Raw genomic sequence first — 17,654 nt, forward strand, 5'->3', positions numbered from 1 at the left:
GCTTACGTACCCGCCGCCTGGCCGCACGAAGGGCCGCGCGCAGGCGTGCACTCCGGCGCGGCGCGATGGTGGCGTTGGCCTCGGTCGTGACCGCCGTCGGCACCGCGACCGGGATGTTCTCGGCGCTCGACGACGGGCACGGCTCCGACCGGGCCCGGCCCGAGATCACGCACACGACGAGCCGGGCGCCGCTGCCCGCGGTGCCGTCACCGTCCGCGCCGCCCGCTCCCACCGTTTCCCCGTCCGTGAGGAGGGAGACGACGAGGCCCGGGCCTTCGCCCAACCGCAGCGAACGCAGGGAACGGACCGCCGTCCTGCCCCACCGCCTCTACCGGCACCCGGACTCCCAGGTGCTCGACTGGGTCCGGGCCCACCCCGACGACCCCCGCGCCGCGCTCATCGAGTCCCGTATCGCCGACCAGCCGGCCGCCGTGTGGTTCACCGACCACACCCCGGCGACCATCGCCTCGCGGGTGCGCGCGGTGACCTCGGCAGCGGCGGCGCGGGGCCGGGTGCCGGTGCTCGTGCCGTACGCGATCCCGGACCGCGACTGCGGCGGCGCCTCCCGGGGCGGGGCGCCCGATCTCGCCGCGTACGACGCCTGGATCGATGCCTTCGCCCAGGGGCTGGGCTCCGGCGAGGTCGTCGTCGTGCTGGAACCGGACTCGATCGCCCAGTCCGACTGCCTCCAGGCCGCGGACCGCGCCGACCGGTTCGCCTCGCTGGCCCGCGCGGGCCGGGTCCTGAAGGCCGCCGATCCCAGGGCGCGGGTCTACTACGACGCCGGCCACTCGGGCTGGAACCCGGCCGACCGGCAGGCGGCCCTGCTGAGGCGGGCGGGCGCCGCGTCACCGGCGTCGTCCGACGGCGTCTTCAGCAACGTCTCCAACTTCCGCACCACGGCCGACGAGATCGCCTACGACCGGCAGGTCCTCGACGCCCTCGGTGGTCCCGCAGGCTTCGGCGCGGTGATAGACACGAGCCGCAACGGCAACGGCGCCCCGGCCGACGGCGAGTGGTGCGACCCGGCGGGCCGCCGGCTCGGCCGCACACCCACCCTGAAGACCGGCGAGCGGCGCATCGACGCCTACCTGTGGGTGAAGGCGCCGGGGGAGTCGGACGGCTGCGACGCGGCGGCCGGGACGTTCACCCCGTCGTACGCCTACGAACTGGCGCGGCCGGTCTCCTCGTCGTAGGACGACGTGCCCTCGTCCAGCAGGGGCTCCTGGACCTTGAGGTGGGCGGGTGCCATGAGGCGCAATGCGTGGTAGCCGGTGATGACCACCAGCGTGCCCAGTGCGATACCGCTGAGGGAGAAGTTGGCGGTGAACTTCATGGTGACGTTGCCGACGCCGATGATGATGCCCGCGGCGGCCGGTACGAGGTTCAGCGGGTTGCGCAGATCGACCCGGGCGTTGGTCCAGATCTGCGCGCCGAGCAGGCCGATCATGCCGTACAGGATGACGGTGATGCCGCCGAGGACACCGCCCGGGATCGCGGCGACGACCGCGCCGAACTTGGGGCAGAGGCCGAACAGGAGCGCGAAGCCGGCGGCGGCCCAGTACGCGGCGGTCGAGTAGACGCGGGTCGCGGCCATCACGCCGATGTTCTCGGAGTACGTGGTGTTGGGCGGCCCGCCCACCGCGGTGGACAGCATCGACGCCACGCCGTCGGCCGAGATCGCCGTGCCGAGCTTGTCGTCGAGGCGCTCGCCGGTCATCTCGCCGACCGCCTTGACGTGTCCGGCGTTCTCGGCGACCAGGGCGATGACGACCGGGAGCGCGACCAGGACCGCCGACCACTGGAAGGAGGGGCCGTGGAAGGAGGGCAGCCCGATCCAGTCGGCCTTGCCGACACCGGAGAGGTCGAGCCGCCAGTGGTCGGTGAGCCTGCCGCTCGCGTCCACCGAGTGGATCTTCCCGAAGATCCGGTCGAAGGCCCAGGAGATGCCGTACCCGAAGAGCAGGCCCAGGAAGATCGCGATGCGCGACCAGAATCCACGCAGACAGACGACCGCCAGGCCGGTGAACAGCATCACCAGCAGCGCCGTCCACTGGTCCTGCGGCCAGTACGTGGACGCGGTCACCGGAGCGAGGTTGAAGCCGATCAGCATCACGACCGTGCCGGTGACGATCGGTGGCATCGTGGCGTGGATGATCCGCGCTCCGAAGCGCTGCACCGCGAGTCCGGCCAGGAACAGCGCGACGCCGACCACGAAGACCGCGCCGGTCACGGTCGCGCTCGTGCCGCCCTGCGCGCGGATCACCGCGGCCACGCCCACGAAGGAGAGCGAGCAGCCCAGATAGCTGGGGATCCGGCCGCGGGTGGCGAGCAGGAAGATCATGGTCGCGACGCCGGACATCATGATCGCGAGGTTGGGGTCGAGTCCCATCAGGACGGGGGCCACGAAGGACGCGCCGAACATGGCCACCACGTGCTGGGCGCCGAGTCCCGCCGTGCGCGGCCAGGAGAGCCGTTCGTCGGGGCGCACCACCGCTCCGGGCTCGGGTGTGCGCCCGTCGCCGTGCAGCTTCCAGCGGACGCCGAGGTTCATGTGGGACTTCGCTTTCTCTGTACGTGAAGACGGTCCGGACCATTGTCAGGGGTACCTGGTGGTTCTACGCTCACACGGTCCTACTCATGAACTGCGTTCACATTTATGATCGGAGTGTCTTGATGAGTGGAAGACCCCGTGTGGCCCTGATCATGGCCGCCGTGGCGGCTCTCGCGGCCATGGCCGTCCCCTCCGCCTCCGCACGCGCCGTCCCGAAGACCCCGGACACCGCCGTCCTCGACGGCGCCCGGCTCCAGGAGGCCCGGACCCGGCTGGACCACGGCGACCCCCGGCTGCGCGCCGCGCTGGAGAAGCTGACCGCCCGCGCCGACGCCTGGCTCGGCCAGGGCCCCTGGACGGTGGTCGACAAGCCCAGGCCCGCCCCCGGCGGTGACGTCCACGACTATCTGAGCCAGGCCCCCTACTGGTGGCCCACCCGCACGCCGACCGCCGACAACCCATGGGGCTGCCCCTACGTCCAGCGCGACGGGCAGCGCAATCCCGAGGTGGACAGCGGCACCGACCGCCAGGACGTCGAGAAGGTCTTCGACTCCACGTACGACCTCTCGCTCGCCTGGTACTACACGGGCAGGCGGGAGTACGCCGAGAAGGCCGGTCAGGTCCTGCGTACCTGGTTCCTCGACCCGGCGACCCGGATGAACCCCAGCCTCAACCATGCGCAGTTCATCCCCTGCAAGTACGACGGCAGGGCCATCGGCATCATCGACTTCTCGCAGTCGTACACCAGCGTCGTCGACGCGCTCGCCGTACTCGCCACCGGCGCCCCGGGCTGGACGGCCGCCGACCGCACCGGCATGGCGCGGTGGAACTCCGACTTCCTCGGCTGGCTGAAGAACAGCGACTTCGGCAGGCAGGAGGGCGCGGCCGGCAACAACCACGGCACGTTCTACGACATGCAGCTCGCCGCCCTCGCGTACGCGACCGGCGACAAGGCCCTCGCCCGGCGCACGGTGCTCGACGCGCGCGCCAGGCGCATCGATCCGCAGATCGCGGCGGACGGCAGTCAGCCGCAGGAGCTGGCGCGCACCCGGAGCTGGCACTATTCGACCTTCGACCTGGTCGCGTACACCCGGCTCGCGGCCATCGGACGGCATGTGGGCGTGAACCTCTGGGCCTACCGGGGGCCGGACGGCCAGAGCCTGTTCAAGGCCCTGGACTATCTGCTGCCCGCGGCCACCGGGGCCGCCGCCTGGCCGCACCCCGAGCTGGAGTTACACCGGTACGCGGCGAGCGACGTCGTCCACGCGGCCGCCGACGCGGGCGACGAGGCGGCGAAGAAGGCCGTCCCGAAGCTGGAGACGCCACCCGGCGGCGACCTCTGGCCGCTGCGGCCCGCCGCGGAGCAGCTGGACTCGATCGCGGGCTGACCAGGGACCTTCCCGACCGGGACTCCTGAGCGCTCGCTTAGGATGGGGTGTCCCCGCCGCCCCACCCGTACGCTCAGGAGTCCCTCCCGTGACCGCCGAAGCCCCGATCGCCCCCGCCCTGTCGTACGGCCGGCTGATACCCGTCACCGTCCACTTCGACGACCTCGACGCGCTCGGACTGCTGCACAACGCCCGCCATCCGCTGATGGTCGAGCGCGCCTGGACCGAGCTGTGGAACGAGTACGGCATCCGCTTCGACGGCGACTGGGAGGCCGCCGGCGACGCCTGCAACGCGGTCAAGGAGCTGCGGATCGGCTACGAGGCACCGGTGACCAGGCCGGGCGCCTACGCCGTCCACCTGTGGCTGGAACGGCTCGGCAACACCGGCCTGACCTACGGCTTCCGCTTCTGCTCGACCGACGGAGCGGTGACCTACGCCCATGGCACCCGGGTCCTGGTGCGGCTGGACGCGGCGACGCTGCGCCCGGCGCCGTGGAGCGAGGGCTTCAGGGCCGCGGGTCGGGAACTGCTGCGGCCCGCGCGCTGACCTCGGTCCTGGCGCCGCGCCCGCCGACCCGCAGCACGCCCGCGAAGACCACGAGTCCGCAGGCCAGCACGGTGACCAGGGCGAACGACACCACCAGGCTCGTCGCCTGCGCCACCCCGCCGATCAGGCTGGGCGCGATCAGGCCCGAGGTGTAGGTGATGGTCGCCACGCCCGCTATGGCCTGACTGGGGTTCGGACCGCTGTGTCCGGCCGCCGCGAAGCACAGCGGTACGACGACCGCGATCCCGAGTCCCATCAGGGCGAACCCGGCCATCGCCGCGGCGGGATGGTCCGCGACGACGATCAGCAGTCCGCCGACGACGGTGAGAACGCCCCCGGTGCGCACGGTGCGGACCGCGCCGAAGCGATTCACCACTGCGTCCCCGGCGATCCGGGCCACCGCCATGGTCAGCATGAATCCGGTCGTCGCCACCGCCGCCAGGCCGGCCGAACTGCCCAGCCGGTCGCGCAGGAACACCGCCGACCAGTCCAGGCTTGCCCCCTCCGCGAACACCGCGCAGAAGCCGACCGCGCCGATCAGCAGCGCCGACCTGGGCGGCAGCGCGAACCTCGGCGGCGGCTCCTCGTCCTCGGCGGGCTGAACGTCCAGGACCCGGCCGGCGGCCAGGACGCCGAGCGCCGTGAGCGTGGCCGCCGCGAGGGCGAAGTGCAGGCGCGCGTCGGAGCCCAGATGGGCGGCGAGGGTGCCGGCCGCGGATCCGATCAGCGCGCCCGCGCTCCACATGCCGTGCAGCCCGGACATGATCGACCGGTCGAGCAGCCGCTCCACCTCGACGCCGAGGGCGTTCATGGCCACGTCGGCCATGCCCGCGCTCGCCCCGTAGACGAACATGGCGAGGCACAGCGTGTACAGGTTCGGCGCCAGCGACGGAAGGACCAGGGACAGCGTCCACAGGACGATCAGCCCGCGCAGGGCCGTCCGGCTGCCGAAGCGGTGACTGATCCGGCCCGCCAGCGGCATCGAGCACGAGGCGCCGAACGCCGTGAAGGCCAGCGCGAACCCGAGCTGCCCCGCCCCGAGCGAGGCGTGGTCCTGGATCCATGGCACGCGGGTCGCGAACGAGCCGGTGACGGCGCCGTGCACGGCGAAGACGGCCGCCACGGCGTACCGGGCGCGCCTCACCTCACGCTGGTCGTAGACCACGTCACTCATGTTTGCAGCCCCTCCCCGGACGGGTGACACCCCACTGTTCCGCACTGTTCCGCACTGTTCCGCACTGTTCCGCCGTAAACTATCAGGGACCCTTCCTGATAGATAGGCACTATGCGGCCGGGCACGGAGCGCCGGTCTGGGAGGATTCCCGTCATGCCCGCATCACCGAGCACCGCCCGGGCCATCAACGACCGGCTCGCCCTGCGGCTGTTGCAGCGCGAAGGCCCACTGACGGCAGGCCAGTTGAAACAGCTGACCGGGCTGTCCCGGCCCACGGTCGCCGACCTCGTCGAACGCCTCACCGCGTCCGGCCTGATCACGGTAGTCGGGGAGGCGGGTGAGCAGCGCCGCGGCCCGAACGCCCGGCTGTACGGCATCGTCGCCGACCGGGCCCATCTGGCCGCGCTCGACGTCCGCACCGCGAGCGTCTCCGTACTGGTGTCCGACCTGCTCGGCCGGGTGCTCGCCGAGGCCGCCGGGCCGATCGGCGGGGACACCGGGACCGGTCCCGCGCTGGAGCAGGCGACGGCGCTGGTGGAACGGGCGGTGAAGGAAGCCCAGGTCGAGCACTTGCACACGGTTGGGATCGGCGCGCCGGGGCTCATCGACCCCGCCACCGGGGAGCTCCGCGACTCGGCGGGCCTGCCCGCCTGGCACCGCCGGCTGGTCGCCGCGCTCCAGGAACGCTTCCCCGAGGCCCGCGTCAGCGTCGAGAACGAGACCAACCTCGCCGCCCTGGCCGAGCAGGAGGAGGGCGTGGCCCGGGACCGCGACACCTTCGTCCTCCTCTGGCTGGGCCACAGCCCGGGCGCGGCCGTCGTCCTCGACGGCAGCCTCCGCCGCGGGGCCTCCGGCGGCACGGGCGAGATCGGCTTCCTACCGGTCCCGGGCACCCGGGCCCTCCCCTCCGCCACGGACTGCGAGGGCGGCTACCACTCACTGGTCGGATCGACGGCAATCGTCCAACTGGCGACCGACCACGGGCTGTGGGACAGCACCGCGGACCCGTCCGAGCCGGGCGCGGTGGCGGGGTTGGTGCGGGGGTTGGTGCAGGTGGTCGGGGATGCCGCCGGCCGTGGCGCGGGAGGTGCGGGCGCGGATGGCGGTGAGGGCCACGCGACCTCCGGCCGCGGGGACGGCGGCGCGGAACGCCTGGTCTCGGCCCGCTCCGAAGGTGATCACGGCGGCGGTGGTGGCGCGGGTCTCGGCGTCTTGGCCTGCGGCGAGGGTGGTGAGGCCGGTGATGTGGGTCGCGTGGCTTCCGGCGTCGGTGGTGTGGGTGACGGGAGCGGCGGTGCGGGCCGCGAGGCCGTAAGGCATGGCGAGGGTGGTGATGTCGGTGGCGGAGGCCGTGGTGTTCCCTCCGTGGCTGTGGACCCCGTGGTCGCCGCTCGTTTTCTCGATGACCTTGCCGAGCGGATTGCCCTCGGGGTGGCTTCTGTCGTCGCCATCCTCGATCCGGGGTGCGTGGTTCTTGGCGGGGAGGTCGGGAAGGCCGGGGGAGAGGTGCTCGCCAGGCGGGTGGAGGAGCGGATCCGTCGGATGTCGCCGCTGGTCACCGAGGTGCGGGCGAGTGGCCTCGGTGGCTCGGCCGTACTGCGCGGCGCCCTGCTGACAGCGCGGGAGCGGGCCCAGGACGAGCTGTTCGCACCGCCGGAGCGGTAGCCCCGGGCCCGCTGCCCTCACCTGCCGCTGCCGTCCCCGAATCGGACCGCCAGATACTCCTCGAACGTCCCCTTTCCCACCGCACGCTCCGGCGTGAGATGGCCGCCGTTCCGGAAGGCCCGGGCCGCTTTGCCGGGCAGGGGGAGCGACACCACCGGACGGCGCCGACCGGTCGCCTTCAGATAGGCGCGGGCCAGGGAGTCGAGCGTCCGTACCTCGGGTCCGCCCATGTCCGCGACCCGCCCGGCGGGCGCCCCGGCCGCCAACTCGGCCAGCCGTTCCGCCACTTCGGCCACCTCGATCGGCTGGTCCGAGATCCCGGCCGGAAGCAGCATCACGGGCGGCTTGGCCAGTGCCTGGAACAGCTGCGCCGGCAGATCGTGGAACTGCGTGGCTCGCAGCACCGTCCAGCCGAGCCCCGACTCCTCGACCAGCCTCTCCACGGCGAGCTTGGACCTGTAGTAGCCGAGCGGCACCCGGTCGATGCCGACGATCGAGATGTAGACGAGATGGCGGACACCGGCCCGCCGCGCCGCCGCGATCAGGTGCCGCGCCGCCTCCTCGTCCCCGCCCCTCGGCGAGCTCGCGCAGTGCACGACGGTGTCCACGCCCGCGACGGCCGTGTCCAGGCCGGCTCCGCCCTTGCGCAGGTCGACGGCGTAGGGCCGGGCGCTCCGGCTGAGCACCCGCACCTCGTGCCCGCCGGCGCGCAGCCGCTCGACGACGAGCCGGCCGAGGGTTCCGGTGCCGCCGGTCACCAGGATCGTGGTCATGCTGTTGAGCCTTTCGGACGCCGGGCGCCCCGGGGTGGAGCGCCCTTCGTCAGCTGAGACCGGACAGCCCCCGCGAGATGTGACAGTCCCGCGGAACATTTTCAGGAACGTGCCAGCTGACGCCGTACGAAGTCCAGCTTGTCCGGGTTCACCACGGCCCGCGCGTGCGCGATCAGCCCGTCCCGCACCTCGAAGCAGACGACACCGACCAGTGCGTCGCCGTCCCGCACGACCAGCGCGCTCGCGCCGTTGACCTCGGCCGCCGTGTAGGAGAAGCCCGCCATGAACCGCACGGCCCCGCCCGCCAGGAAGCGCAGGACCTTGTCCCGGCCCTCGATCGGCCGCCGGGCCGCCGAGACCTTGCCGCCGCCGTCGCTCCACCAGGTCACCTCGGCCGCGAGCAGTTTCTCCAGGCCGGCCAGATCGCCGTCACGGGACGCCGTGATGAACGAGGCGACGAGCTTCTCCTGCTGTTCGGGAGCCGGATCGAAGCGCCCCTGTGGTGCCGCCACCCGCTGCACGGCCCGCCGGTACAGCTGACGGCAGTTGGCCTCGCCCAGGTCCAGCAGGCCGGCGATCTCCCGGTGTCCGTAGCCGAACGCCTCCCGCAGCACGTACACCGCCCGCTCGGTCGGCGTCAGCCGCTCCAGCAGGACCAGCATCGCCATGGACACCGCGTCGCGCTGCTCCGCCGACTCCAGGGGCCCGAGGGTGCCGTCGGAGGTGATCACCGGCTCCGGCAGCCAGTCCCCGACGTACTGCTCGCGCCGGGCGCGGGCCGAGGTCAGCCGGTTGAGGCAGAGGTTGGTGACCGTTCTGGCCAGCCAGGCCGACGGATGCTCGATGTGCGCGCGGTCCGCGCCGTCGAAACGCACGAACGCTCCTGGACCGTGTCCTCGGCCTCCTCGGCGGAACCGAGCATCCGATAGGCCAGACCGAACAGGCGTGGTCGGTGGGCCTCGAATTCCTCGGCGATCGGCGTCGTCGTCATGCGCTCACCCTGCCAGAGCGGCCGGAACGGCCGCAGCGCGCGGCGACCCGGCGGCGGGCAAGGGCCGTCGTCACCGCCGCCGGGCCCGCCCGAACACTAAAAGGACTAGACCATTCAGTCAATGGGTTGCGCACCGGGATCCGACGCATCGTCAGTGGACCGTGGAAGTCCAGGGATACGGTCTGTGAGCCACCCCACACGCCTCGTCTGTATGGATGACTATCGGGCGTGGCACACTGGCCCTGTACCAGAAGCAGCGCACTCCGGGGTCGGTGAAAGTCCGAACCGGCGGTTACAGTCCGCGACCCGGTCGCTTCCAGCGGCCGGTTGACCAGGTGAAATTCCTGGACCGACGGTTAAAGTCCGGATGGGAGGCAGTGCGCGGCGGGCGGGCATGCACCTGTGCGCGCCGCCGTATCTGGGCTCGTCCGCGGTTGGACGGGTCCCTTTCGGCGTCGGCGAGCTGACGGTCCTGCTCACCCGTACATTCTGTCGTCATCGACAGGCCCCGGAGTCCGTGCCCCAATGTGGCAGGAGGACCCGGGAAGTGTTCACCGGAATCGTCGAAGAGCTGGGTGAAGTCACCGCCGTCGAGAACCTCGGCGACGCCTCCCGCTTCCGACTGCGTGGCCCCGTAGTGACCGAGGGTGCGCAGCACGGCGATTCCATCGCCGTGAACGGGGTCTGTCTCACCGTCGTGGAGCACGAGGGCGACGAGTTCACCGCCGACGTCATGGCCGAGACCCTGGACCGCTCCAGCCTGGGCGTCCTCACCGTCGGCTCCCGCGTGAACCTGGAGCGCCCCACCGCCGTCGGCGCGCGCCTCGGCGGGCACATCGTCCAGGGGCACGTGGACGGCACCGGCCGGGTACTGGAGCGCAAGCCCTCCGAGAACTGGGAGATCGTGAAGGTCTCGCTGCCCGCGGACCTCGCCCGCTACGTCGTCGAGAAGGGCTCCATCACCGTCGACGGCATCAGCCTCACCGTCGTCGAGGCCGGCCCCGACTACTTCACCGTCAGCCTCATCCCCACCACCCTCGCCCTGACCACGCTCGGCCTCAAGCAGCCCGGCGACCCGGTCAACCTCGAGGTCGACGTCATCGCCAAGTACGTCGAGCGGCTGCTCGCGGCCGGTCGGGGGGCGGACCGGTGAGCTGGCTGAACTCCGAGGCGTTCGTCCTGTTCGGCCAGCACATCATCTGGTCGGACATGGCCGGCAACATCCTCGGCCTCATCACACTCGCCCTCGGCTGGCGCCGCTCCCTGCTGACCTGGCCGGTGCAGTTCCTCTCCGGCCTCGTCCTCTTCGCGGCCTTCTACGGCCACCTCGCGGGCAGCGCCGGCAAGCAGGTCGTCGTCATGGCCGTCGCCCTCTACGGCTGGTGGCAGTGGAACCGCAACAAGGGCCGGACCGAGGACGGCGGCGACGGCCACATCACCCCGCGGTTCGCCACCTGGCGCGAGCGCGCCGCGATGGCCGCCGCCGCGGCCGTCGGCACCGTCGCGGTGGCCCTGCTCTTCAAGGCGTACCCGACCCTGTCCTGGGACCCTTGGCCGGACGCCTACATCTTCGTCGGCACCGTCGTCGCCATGTACGCGCAGGCCCGCGGCATGGTCGAGTTCTGGATCGCCTGGCTGCTCGTCGACCTCGTGGGCGTGCCGCTGAACTTCGCCAACGGCTACGCCTTCTCCGGCTTCGTCTACGTCATATACGGCGCACTCGTCCTGTGGGGCATGCGCGACTGGTGGCTGCGCTCCCGCAAGGACGCGCGGCCCGTCCTGGAAGGAGCGCCGGCATGACTGCGGCCCCGCTGGTCTACAGCACCGACTCCCCCGAGCACATCGAGGACTTCAGGCTCGACTCCGTCGAGCAGGCCATCGCCGACATCGCCGCCGGCCGCCCGATCGTGGTCGTCGACGACGAGGACCGGGAGAACGAGGGCGACCTCGTCATCGCCGCAGAGAAGGCGACCCCCGAGATCATCGCCTTCATGATGAGCGAGTGCCGCGGACTGATCTGCGCGCCCATGGAGGGCGAGGAACTGGACCGGCTGCGGCTGCCGCAGATGGTCGAGGACAACACCGAGTCGATGAAGACCGCGTTCACCGTCTCCGTGGACGCCTCCGCCGCCCACGGTGTGAGCACCGGCATCTCGGCCTCGGACCGCGCGACCACGCTCCAACTGCTGGCGAGCGGCGCGGCGGAGCCCACCGACTTCGTGCGCCCCGGCCATGTCTTCCCGCTGCGCGCCCGGCCCGGTGGGGTCCTGGTCCGCAACGGCCACACGGAGGCGGCCGTCGACCTCGCCCGCCTCGCGGGCCTGCGCCCGGCCGGCGCGATCGTCGAGATCGCCGGTGAGGACGGCCGTATGCTGCGCCTGCCCGAGCTGATCCCGTTCGCTCGCAAGCACGGCCTGACGATCATCTCCATCGAGGATCTGATCGCCTACCGCCGCGGCGCCGAGCCCACCGTGCGCCGTGAGGCCGAGGTCCATCTGCCCACCAAGCACGGCGCGTTCACCGCCTACGGCTACCGCGCCACCGCCGACGGCGTCGAGCACGTCGCCCTCGTCCACGGTGAGATCGGCGACGGCGAGGACGTCCTGGTCCGCGTCCACTCCGAATGCCTCACCGGCGACGTCTTCGGCTCCGCGCGCTGCGACTGCGGTCCCCAGCTGGACGCCTCGCTGGAGCGCATCCAGGAGGAGGGCCGGGGCGTGGTGGTCTACCTGCGCGGGCACGAGGGCCGCGGCATCGGACTGCTGTCCAAGCTGCGCGCCTACGAACTGCAGGAACAGGGCCACGACACCCTCGACGCCAACCTCGAACTCGGCCTGCCCGCCGACGCCCGCGACTACGGCGCGGGCGCCGAGATCCTGGCGGACCTCGGTGTCCGCAGCCTGCGGCTGATGACCAACAACCCCGACAAGACCGAAGCGCTGCTGCGCCACGGACTCAAGGTCACCGGGCGCGAGCCGATGCCCGTGCAGGCGGGCGAGCACAACCTCCGCTACCTGCGCACCAAGCGGGACCGGATGGGTCACGACCTGCCCTGGCTGGACACGCCTGCCGTGACAGCTTCCGTGGCCGCGTCCGCGGCCACCTGTGGCAACCAGTAAGAACAGCACTGAGGAGAGACGTGAGCGGCAAGGGTGCACCGGAACTGTCCGTACGCAACGCGAGCGACCTGCGGGTCGCCGTCATCGCGGCGCAGTGGCACGAGAAGGTGATGGACGGTCTGGTGGACGGCGCCCTGCGCGCCCTGCGCGACCTGGGGATCGACGAGCCGACCCTGCTGCGGGTCCCCGGCAGCTGGGAGCTCCCGGTCGCCGCCAAGGCCCTCGCGGGCCGCGGCTACGACGCGGTCGTCGCGCTCGGCGTCGTCATCCGCGGCGGCACCCCCCACTTCGACTACGTGTGCCAGGGCGTCACCCAGGGCCTGACCCAGGTCTCCGTGCAGACCGGCGTCCCCGTCGGCTTCGGCCTGCTCACCTGTGACAACGAGGAGCAGGCCCTGGACCGGGCCGGTCTGGAGGGCTCCAACGAGGACAAGGGGCACGAGGCGGTGACGGCGGCGGTGGCGACCGCGATCACCCTCCGCTCAGTATCTGAACCCTGGCACTAGGGGATCGCCCGAACCGCGTAGGGTGGGGCCATCATGTCCAAGAAGACGTTCGAGGAGCTCTTCACCGAGCTCCAGCACAAGGCCGCCCACGGCGATCCCGCCACGTCCCGCACCGCCGAACTGGTCGGAAAGGGCGTCCATGCCATCGGCAAGAAGGTCGTCGAGGAGGCCGCCGAGGTCTGGATGGCCGCCGAGTACGAGGGCAAGGAGGCGGCCGCCGAGGAGATCTCGCAGCTGCTGTACCACGTCCAGGTGATGATGGTCGCCCGCGGGATCTCCCTGGACGACGTCTACGCCCACCTCTGAGCCGTAAGAGCACGTCGCACACCGTACGCACGAACAGCACACCGTACGCACGAACAAAGGAAGCCGACCTCATGCTGCGCATCGCCGTCCCCAACAAGGGTTCACTGTCCGGCCCTGCGGCGGAGATGCTGCATGAGGCCGGCTACCGGCAGCGCCGGGAGTCCAAGGAACTGCGGATCGTCGACCCGGCGAACGAGGTCGAGTTCTTCTACCTCCGCCCCCGCGACATCGCGATCTACGTGTCCTCCGGCCGGCTCGACATCGGCATCACCGGCCGTGATCTGCTCGTGGACTCCGGCGCCAACGCCGAGGAGATCCTGCCGCTCGGCTTCGCCCGCTCCACCTTCCGCTACGCCACCAAGCCCGGCACGGCCAAGAGCGTCGAGGACCTGAACGGCCTGACGGTCGCCACCTCCTACGAGGGCATCGTCGCCAAGCACCTCGCCGACAACGGCGTCGACGCCTCCGTCGTCCACCTCGACGGCGCCGTCGAGACCGCCATCGAGCTGGGGGTCGCCGAGATCATCGCGGACGTCGTCGAGACCGGCACCTCGCTGCGCAACGCCGGCCTGGAGGTCTTCGGCGAGCCGATCATGACGTCCGAAGCGGTGGTGATCCGCCGCACCGGTGCCGACGCCGAGGAAACCAAGGTCCAGCAGTTCCTGCGCCGCCTCCAGGGCGTCCTGGTGGCCCGGACGTACGTGATGATGGACTACGACTGCCGCGTCGAACAGCTGGAGAAGGCCGTCGCCCTCACCCCGGGCCTGGAGTCCCCCACCATCTCCCCCCTGCACAACGAGGGATGGGTCGCCGTCCGCGCCATGGTCCCCGCCAAGGACGCCCAGCGGATCATGGACGACCTGTACGCCATCGGCGCCCGGGCCATCCTGACCACGGCCATCCACGCCTGCCGCCTCTGATCCCGGGAGGCCGCGCACCGATGTCCGAGCAGACCCCCCTTCCCGCCCTTCCCGCCCTCCCGGTCACCTTCCGGCCGGGCCGCACCCGTGCGATTCTGCTCACAGCCGGCATCACGATCTTCGTGGTCATCTCGGGCGTCGCCCTGCTGCTGGAGCAGCTCGGCCCGGGGGAGCGGCTCAGCTTCATCCTCACCGGCGGCCTCATCTTCTGGGTGCTGGCCCTGCTCGCCCGGGTGAAGGTCGTCGCCGAAGAGTCCGGCGTCACCGTGGTGAACATCGCCGGCAAACGGCACCTGGAATGGGCGGAAATCCTTCAGGTGAACCTTCGCCCCGGCGACCCCTGGGTGTTCCTGAACCTCAGCGACGGCACCAGCCTGCCCGCGCTCGGCATCCAGCCGGGCGTCGCCAAGCAGCGCGCCATCGCCGACGCGCGTACGCTGCGGGCGCTCGCCGAGGCCCGCGCCATACACGATCCCGGGCAAGATCGGGGCTGACTCGGGGTCGTCCACCCTGCCGCATCGGCCCGTGTCTTGATTAATCTGGTGGCGGAGGCGTTTACGTTGCGCCTCCGCCCCTGTGGCGCCGGCCGGCGCGCAGGGGTTCCTGCTACCCGAGGAGTGACTCCCTCCAGCGATGGACGGATCGTCCTGTAGTACCTGCGCCGCCCCCTACCGACATAGCGCGGAGGCGGCGGCATCATGACCATCCCCCTGCTGCTCCTCGGAGCGGCGTTCCTGCTGATCCTGGCCAACGGATTCTTCGTGGCGGCCGAGTTCGGCCTGGTGACGGTCGAGCGACCGGAAGCCGAGAAGGCCGCCGCCGAGGGCGACAAACGCGCCCGTACGGTCGTCGAGGCCCTCAAGGAGCTGTCCTTCCAGCTCTCCGGCACCCAGCTCGGCATCACCATCACCTCCCTCGTCGTCGGCATGCTCGCCGAACCGGCCCTCGCGGGGCTCCTGCGCGGCCCGTTCGCCGCGATCGGCGTCCCGGACGGGGCGGTGTCCGGCGTCGCCGTGGTCGTCGGCATGCTGCTCGCCTCGGCGATCCAGATGGTGATCGGCGAACTCGTACCCAAGAACTGGGCGGTGTCCAAGCCCCTGCAGGTCGCGCGGTTCGTCGCCGGTCCGCAGCACCGCTTCTCCCGGCTGTTCCGCCCGGTGATCTCCGGCCTGAACACGGTCGCCAACCGGCTCGTGCGCGCCCTGGGCGTGGAACCCACCGAGGAGCTGGCCTCCGCCCGCACCCCCGGCGAGCTCGTCTCGCTGGCCCGGCACTCCGCCCAGGCCGGCGCCCTGGAGCAGGACACGGCCGACCTGTTCGTACGGACGCTGTCCCTCGGCGAACTGACCGCGCAGCACGTCATGACCCCGCGCGTGAAGGTCAGCGCGCTCCAGGACTCGGCCACCGCCGAGGACGTGGTCAATCTGACCCGGGCCACCGGCCTGTCCCGCTTCCCCGTCTACCGGGAGAAGATCGACGAGATCGTCGGCATGGTCCACCTCAAGGACGCCCTGGCGATCGCGTCGGGCGACCGGCTGCGTACCCCGGTCGGCCGAATCGCGAGCAAGGCGCTGCTGGTGCCCGAGACGCTCCCCGTACAGCCGCTGCTCGCGCGTCTGCGCAGCGAGCAGCCCATCGCGGTCGTCGTCGACGAGTACGGCGGCACGGCGGGCGTGGTCACCCTGGAGGACATCGTCGAGGAACTCGTCGGCGAGGTCCGCGACGAGCACGACCGCCCGGACGCGCCCGAGCTCGCCGTGGCCCCGCCGCAGGACGGCAGGCCCGCCTGGGACGTCGACGGCAGCGTCCGGGTCGACATCCTGCAGCGCATAGGCCTCGACGTGCCCGAGGGCCCCTACGAGACCGTCGCCGGCCTGGTGGCCGATCTGCTCGGCCGTATCCCGGCGCCCGGCGACAAGGCGGAGCTGCCCGGCTGGCGGCTGTCGGTGCGCCAGGTCGGGCACTACCGCGCGGAGCGGGTCCGGCTGGTCCGCACGGCCGCGACGGTGAACGTAGTGGAGGCCGTGCGATGAGCGTGCTCCAACTGGTCTTCGCCATGCTGCTCGTGCTCGCCAACGGCTTCTTCGTCGGCGCCGAGTTCGCGCTCGTGTCCGTGCGCCGCAGCCAGATCGAACCGCTCGGCACCGCACGGGCCCGCCAGGTGCTGTACGGCCTGGAGCGGCTGCCGCAGATGATGGCCGCCGCCCAGTTCGGCATCACCGTCTGCTCGCTGACCCTGGGCGCGGTCGCCGAGCCCACGGTGGCCCATCTGCTTGAACCCGTGTTCGAGGCGATTCATCTTCCCGACGGCATGATTCACCCGCTCGGGTATGTCATCGCCCTCGCCGCCGTGGTCTTCTTCCACCTGGTCATCGGCGAGATGGTGCCGAAGAACCTCGCGATGGCGGCGCCGGAGAAGGCCGCGCTGTGGCTCAGCCCGGGGCTGGTCGCCTTCGCCCGCGTCTGCCGGCCGATCACGGTGGCCCTCGGCGCCTGCGCCCAGGGCATCCTGCGGCTCTTCCGCGTCGAGCCGAAGGACGAGGTGGAGGCCGTCGTCACCAGCGAGCAGCTCAACCGGCTGCTGGAGGACTCCGGGCAGGCCGGCCTCCTCGCCCCCGAGGAGCAGGAGCGCCTGGAGGACGCGCTGGAACTGGGCTCGCGCCCGGTCACCGATGTGCTGCTCAGGCGTGAGTCACTGGTGACGGTGGCTCCGTCGGTCACCGCGGGGGAGATCGTCCGGCTCACCGCCCGGACGGGGTACTCGCGCTTCCCCGTGGCCGCGGAGAAGGGCGCCTTCATGGGGTACGTGCACGTGAAGGACGTACTGGACCTGGAGGACTCGGACCGGGCCGTACCGCAGCACGTCTGGCGGCCCATGACCACCCTGCGGTGCGAGCTGCCGCTCGACGACGCGCTCACGGTGATGCGGCGCGCCGCCACCCACCTGGCCCAGGTGGCCGACGCGTCCGGCAAGGTACTCGGACTGGTCGCGCTGGAGGACGTACTGGAACTCCTGGTCGGCGAGGTCCGCGACCCGGCCCACCGCGCGACCCCGGAACCGAAGGTGGCAGAACCCCGAGCAAGCGACGAACCGGAGGAGGCCCTGGCCGGCTGAGCGCGTCCGACGGGCCCTGGGTGCCGCGGGCGACCGCGGCCACCAGGACCTGCGGTACCGCCGGGTCTGCGGGCTCGCGCCGACCGTGGGCCTGTGCGGTTCGCGGGTGCGCGTGGGCCCCGGGGGTACGGGTGCGTGCCGGCCGATGGGTCGGTGGGCGCCGGTGGGCCGCACGGGTCGGTGGGCGCGTGTGCGGGCGCTTCGTGGATTCCCGGGTGCGTGCGGGCGCGTGTCGGCCGCGGGCCTGTGCGGTTAGCGGCTGCCTGCGGCCTTGAGCCGTGCTCGCACAGTGGTGCGTCGTCACTCGCTGAGTGATCAGGCGTGGGCGGTGCCCCGGCCCGTCGCTTCGTGTGGCCGCGGCCCCTTTTCGGGCCCCGGCCGAGTGCTGATCGGTTCGCAAGGCGGTCGAGTCGACGCACACGATCGACCAGTCGACGGCTCCGACGGCATCGGAGTGCTGCTGGACGCGGTCCGGGGGCGGGCCGGTCCCGGGTGCCGTCGGCCGGCCAGGGGCCCGAGGCGGACCGACCACGAAGATCCACCTCGTATGTGACGGTGCCCCGTCGGCCACCGGCCGGTCCAGCGCCCCGTACGCC

Annotated in this window: 18 protein-coding genes, 1 pseudogene and 1 riboswitch; of the genes and pseudogenes, 13 read left to right on the forward strand and 6 right to left on the reverse strand. The window is 71.8% G+C overall.

Annotated features, from left to right (window positions below; genetic code table 11):
- The first annotated feature begins 65 nt into the window (after positions 1-65).
- Positions 66-1,196, forward strand: a complete 1,131-nt coding sequence (locus AB0I54_RS17620) for a glycoside hydrolase family 6 protein (protein ID WP_363296954.1) — start codon at positions 66-68, stop codon at positions 1,194-1,196.
- Here AB0I54_RS17620 and AB0I54_RS17625 read toward each other — a convergent pair.
- Positions 1,163-2,554 carry a solute carrier family 23 protein gene (locus AB0I54_RS17625; protein ID WP_363296875.1) on the reverse strand — a complete coding sequence of 464 codons (1,392 nt, stop codon included), beginning with the start codon at positions 2,552-2,554 and terminating at the stop codon, positions 1,163-1,165. The two genes, AB0I54_RS17620 and AB0I54_RS17625, sit on opposite strands and share 34 nt — an antisense overlap.
- Before the next feature lie 122 nt (positions 2,555-2,676).
- On the opposite strand from AB0I54_RS17625, the gene AB0I54_RS17630 reads away from it, so the two are divergent.
- A complete protein-coding gene (locus tag AB0I54_RS17630) occupies positions 2,677-3,942 on the forward strand; it encodes an alginate lyase family protein (protein ID WP_363296876.1) in 1,266 nt (421 codons plus the stop codon).
- Positions 3,943-4,030: 88 nt separating this feature from the next.
- Complete coding sequence (locus AB0I54_RS17635) at positions 4,031-4,489, forward strand: thioesterase family protein (protein WP_363296877.1); 459 nt, start codon at positions 4,031-4,033, stop codon at positions 4,487-4,489.
- Here the strand turns inward: AB0I54_RS17635 and AB0I54_RS17640 are convergent.
- Complete coding sequence (locus tag AB0I54_RS17640) at positions 4,449-5,663, reverse strand: MFS transporter (RefSeq protein WP_363296878.1); 1,215 nt, start codon at positions 5,661-5,663, stop codon at positions 4,449-4,451. The genes AB0I54_RS17635 and AB0I54_RS17640 overlap by 41 nt on opposite strands.
- Positions 5,664-5,816: 153 nt before the next feature.
- On the opposite strand from AB0I54_RS17640, the gene AB0I54_RS17645 reads away from it, so the two are divergent.
- On the forward strand, positions 5,817-7,328 hold the full coding sequence (locus tag AB0I54_RS17645; protein ID WP_363296879.1) for an ROK family protein: 1,512 nt from the start codon (positions 5,817-5,819) through the stop codon (positions 7,326-7,328).
- Between the two features lie 17 nt (positions 7,329-7,345).
- On the opposite strand, the gene AB0I54_RS17650 is transcribed toward AB0I54_RS17645, so the two are convergent.
- From AB0I54_RS17650 to AB0I54_RS17660, 3 genes are all read right to left on the reverse strand, one after another.
- Complete coding sequence (locus tag AB0I54_RS17650; protein WP_363296880.1) at positions 7,346-8,101, reverse strand: NAD(P)H-binding protein; 756 nt, start codon at positions 8,099-8,101, stop codon at positions 7,346-7,348.
- A gap of 101 nt (positions 8,102-8,202) precedes the next feature.
- Positions 8,203-8,976: a sigma factor-like helix-turn-helix DNA-binding protein gene (locus AB0I54_RS17655; protein WP_363296881.1), complete on the reverse strand. Its 774-nt coding sequence runs from the start codon at positions 8,974-8,976 to the stop codon at positions 8,203-8,205.
- Positions 8,886-9,092: a sigma factor gene (locus AB0I54_RS17660; RefSeq protein WP_363296882.1), complete on the reverse strand. Its 207-nt coding sequence runs from the start codon at positions 9,090-9,092 to the stop codon at positions 8,886-8,888. Before AB0I54_RS17660 ends, AB0I54_RS17655 begins: the two co-directional genes overlap by 91 nt.
- A gap of 254 nt (positions 9,093-9,346) precedes the next feature.
- Positions 9,347-9,477, forward strand: a riboswitch (FMN riboswitch).
- Between the two features lie 162 nt (positions 9,478-9,639).
- Here AB0I54_RS17660 and AB0I54_RS17665 point away from each other — a divergent pair.
- The 9 genes from AB0I54_RS17665 to AB0I54_RS17705 all read left to right on the forward strand — a co-directional run bounded on the left by AB0I54_RS17665 (position 9,640) and on the right by AB0I54_RS17705 (position 17,058).
- A complete protein-coding gene (locus AB0I54_RS17665; RefSeq protein WP_363296883.1) occupies positions 9,640-10,245 on the forward strand; it encodes a riboflavin synthase in 606 nt (201 codons plus the stop codon).
- Positions 10,242-10,892, forward strand: coding sequence for a nicotinamide riboside transporter PnuC (gene pnuC / locus AB0I54_RS17670; protein WP_363296884.1), 651 nt, complete (start codon positions 10,242-10,244; stop codon positions 10,890-10,892). Before AB0I54_RS17665 ends, pnuC begins: the two co-directional genes overlap by 4 nt.
- Positions 10,889-12,211 carry a bifunctional 3,4-dihydroxy-2-butanone-4-phosphate synthase/GTP cyclohydrolase II gene (locus tag AB0I54_RS17675; RefSeq protein ID WP_363296885.1) on the forward strand — a complete coding sequence of 441 codons (1,323 nt, stop codon included), beginning with the start codon at positions 10,889-10,891 and terminating at the stop codon, positions 12,209-12,211. Before pnuC ends, AB0I54_RS17675 begins: the two co-directional genes overlap by 4 nt.
- A gap of 20 nt (positions 12,212-12,231) precedes the next feature.
- Entirely contained in the window at positions 12,232-12,717 is a 486-nt protein-coding gene (gene ribH, locus AB0I54_RS17680; RefSeq protein WP_363296886.1) for a 6,7-dimethyl-8-ribityllumazine synthase, read from the forward strand.
- Positions 12,718-12,750: 33 nt separating this feature from the next.
- The gene (locus tag AB0I54_RS17685; protein WP_007491392.1) at positions 12,751-13,023 is read left to right on the forward strand and encodes a phosphoribosyl-ATP diphosphatase; all 273 of its coding nucleotides are present in this window, start codon (positions 12,751-12,753) and stop codon (positions 13,021-13,023) included.
- A 71-nt stretch (positions 13,024-13,094) separates the two neighbouring features.
- The gene (gene hisG / locus AB0I54_RS17690) at positions 13,095-13,943 is read left to right on the forward strand and encodes an ATP phosphoribosyltransferase (protein ID WP_363296887.1); all 849 of its coding nucleotides are present in this window, start codon (positions 13,095-13,097) and stop codon (positions 13,941-13,943) included.
- A 20-nt stretch (positions 13,944-13,963) separates the two neighbouring features.
- Positions 13,964-14,437 carry a PH domain-containing protein gene (locus tag AB0I54_RS17695; protein WP_363296888.1) on the forward strand — a complete coding sequence of 158 codons (474 nt, stop codon included), beginning with the start codon at positions 13,964-13,966 and terminating at the stop codon, positions 14,435-14,437.
- A gap of 204 nt (positions 14,438-14,641) precedes the next feature.
- Positions 14,642-15,976 (forward strand): hemolysin family protein, encoded by a 1,335-nt coding sequence (locus tag AB0I54_RS17700; protein ID WP_363296889.1) that lies wholly within the window; start codon positions 14,642-14,644, stop codon positions 15,974-15,976.
- Positions 15,973-17,058, forward strand: a complete 1,086-nt coding sequence (locus tag AB0I54_RS17705) for a hemolysin family protein (protein WP_363296890.1) — start codon at positions 15,973-15,975, stop codon at positions 17,056-17,058. Before AB0I54_RS17700 ends, AB0I54_RS17705 begins: the two co-directional genes overlap by 4 nt.
- Before the next feature lie 364 nt (positions 17,059-17,422).
- On the opposite strand, the pseudogene AB0I54_RS17710 reads toward AB0I54_RS17705, so the two are convergent.
- Positions 17,423-17,524, reverse strand: a pseudogene (locus AB0I54_RS17710) (IS5/IS1182 family transposase); the annotation flags it as partial.
- Positions 17,525-17,654 lie beyond the last annotated feature (130 nt).

This window comes from Streptomyces sp. NPDC050625 (assembly GCF_040654755.1).
Taxonomy (GTDB): domain Bacteria; phylum Actinomycetota; class Actinomycetes; order Streptomycetales; family Streptomycetaceae; genus Streptomyces.

Excerpts from the sequence above, each read along its gene's own strand:
- AB0I54_RS17620 (WP_363296954.1), top strand. The coding sequence starts at position 66 with ATGGTGGCGTTGGCCTCGGTCGTGACCGCCGTCGGCACCGCGACCGGG.
- AB0I54_RS17625 (WP_363296875.1), bottom strand. The coding sequence starts at position 2,554 with ATGAACCTCGGCGTCCGCTGGAAGCTGCACGGCGACGGGCGCACACCC.
- AB0I54_RS17630 (WP_363296876.1), top strand. The coding sequence starts at position 2,677 with ATGAGTGGAAGACCCCGTGTGGCCCTGATCATGGCCGCCGTGGCGGCT.
- AB0I54_RS17640 (WP_363296878.1), bottom strand. The coding sequence starts at position 5,663 with ATGAGTGACGTGGTCTACGACCAGCGTGAGGTGAGGCGCGCCCGGTAC.
- AB0I54_RS17645 (WP_363296879.1), top strand. The coding sequence starts at position 5,817 with ATGCCCGCATCACCGAGCACCGCCCGGGCCATCAACGACCGGCTCGCC.
- AB0I54_RS17650 (WP_363296880.1), bottom strand. The coding sequence starts at position 8,101 with ATGACCACGATCCTGGTGACCGGCGGCACCGGAACCCTCGGCCGGCTC.
- AB0I54_RS17660 (WP_363296882.1), bottom strand. The coding sequence starts at position 9,092 with ATGACGACGACGCCGATCGCCGAGGAATTCGAGGCCCACCGACCACGC.
- AB0I54_RS17675 (WP_363296885.1), top strand. The coding sequence starts at position 10,889 with ATGACTGCGGCCCCGCTGGTCTACAGCACCGACTCCCCCGAGCACATC.
- AB0I54_RS17685 (WP_007491392.1), top strand. The coding sequence starts at position 12,751 with ATGTCCAAGAAGACGTTCGAGGAGCTCTTCACCGAGCTCCAGCACAAG.
- hisG (WP_363296887.1), top strand. The coding sequence starts at position 13,095 with ATGCTGCGCATCGCCGTCCCCAACAAGGGTTCACTGTCCGGCCCTGCG.
- AB0I54_RS17695 (WP_363296888.1), top strand. The coding sequence starts at position 13,964 with ATGTCCGAGCAGACCCCCCTTCCCGCCCTTCCCGCCCTCCCGGTCACC.
- AB0I54_RS17700 (WP_363296889.1), top strand. The coding sequence starts at position 14,642 with ATGACCATCCCCCTGCTGCTCCTCGGAGCGGCGTTCCTGCTGATCCTG.
- AB0I54_RS17705 (WP_363296890.1), top strand. The coding sequence starts at position 15,973 with ATGAGCGTGCTCCAACTGGTCTTCGCCATGCTGCTCGTGCTCGCCAAC.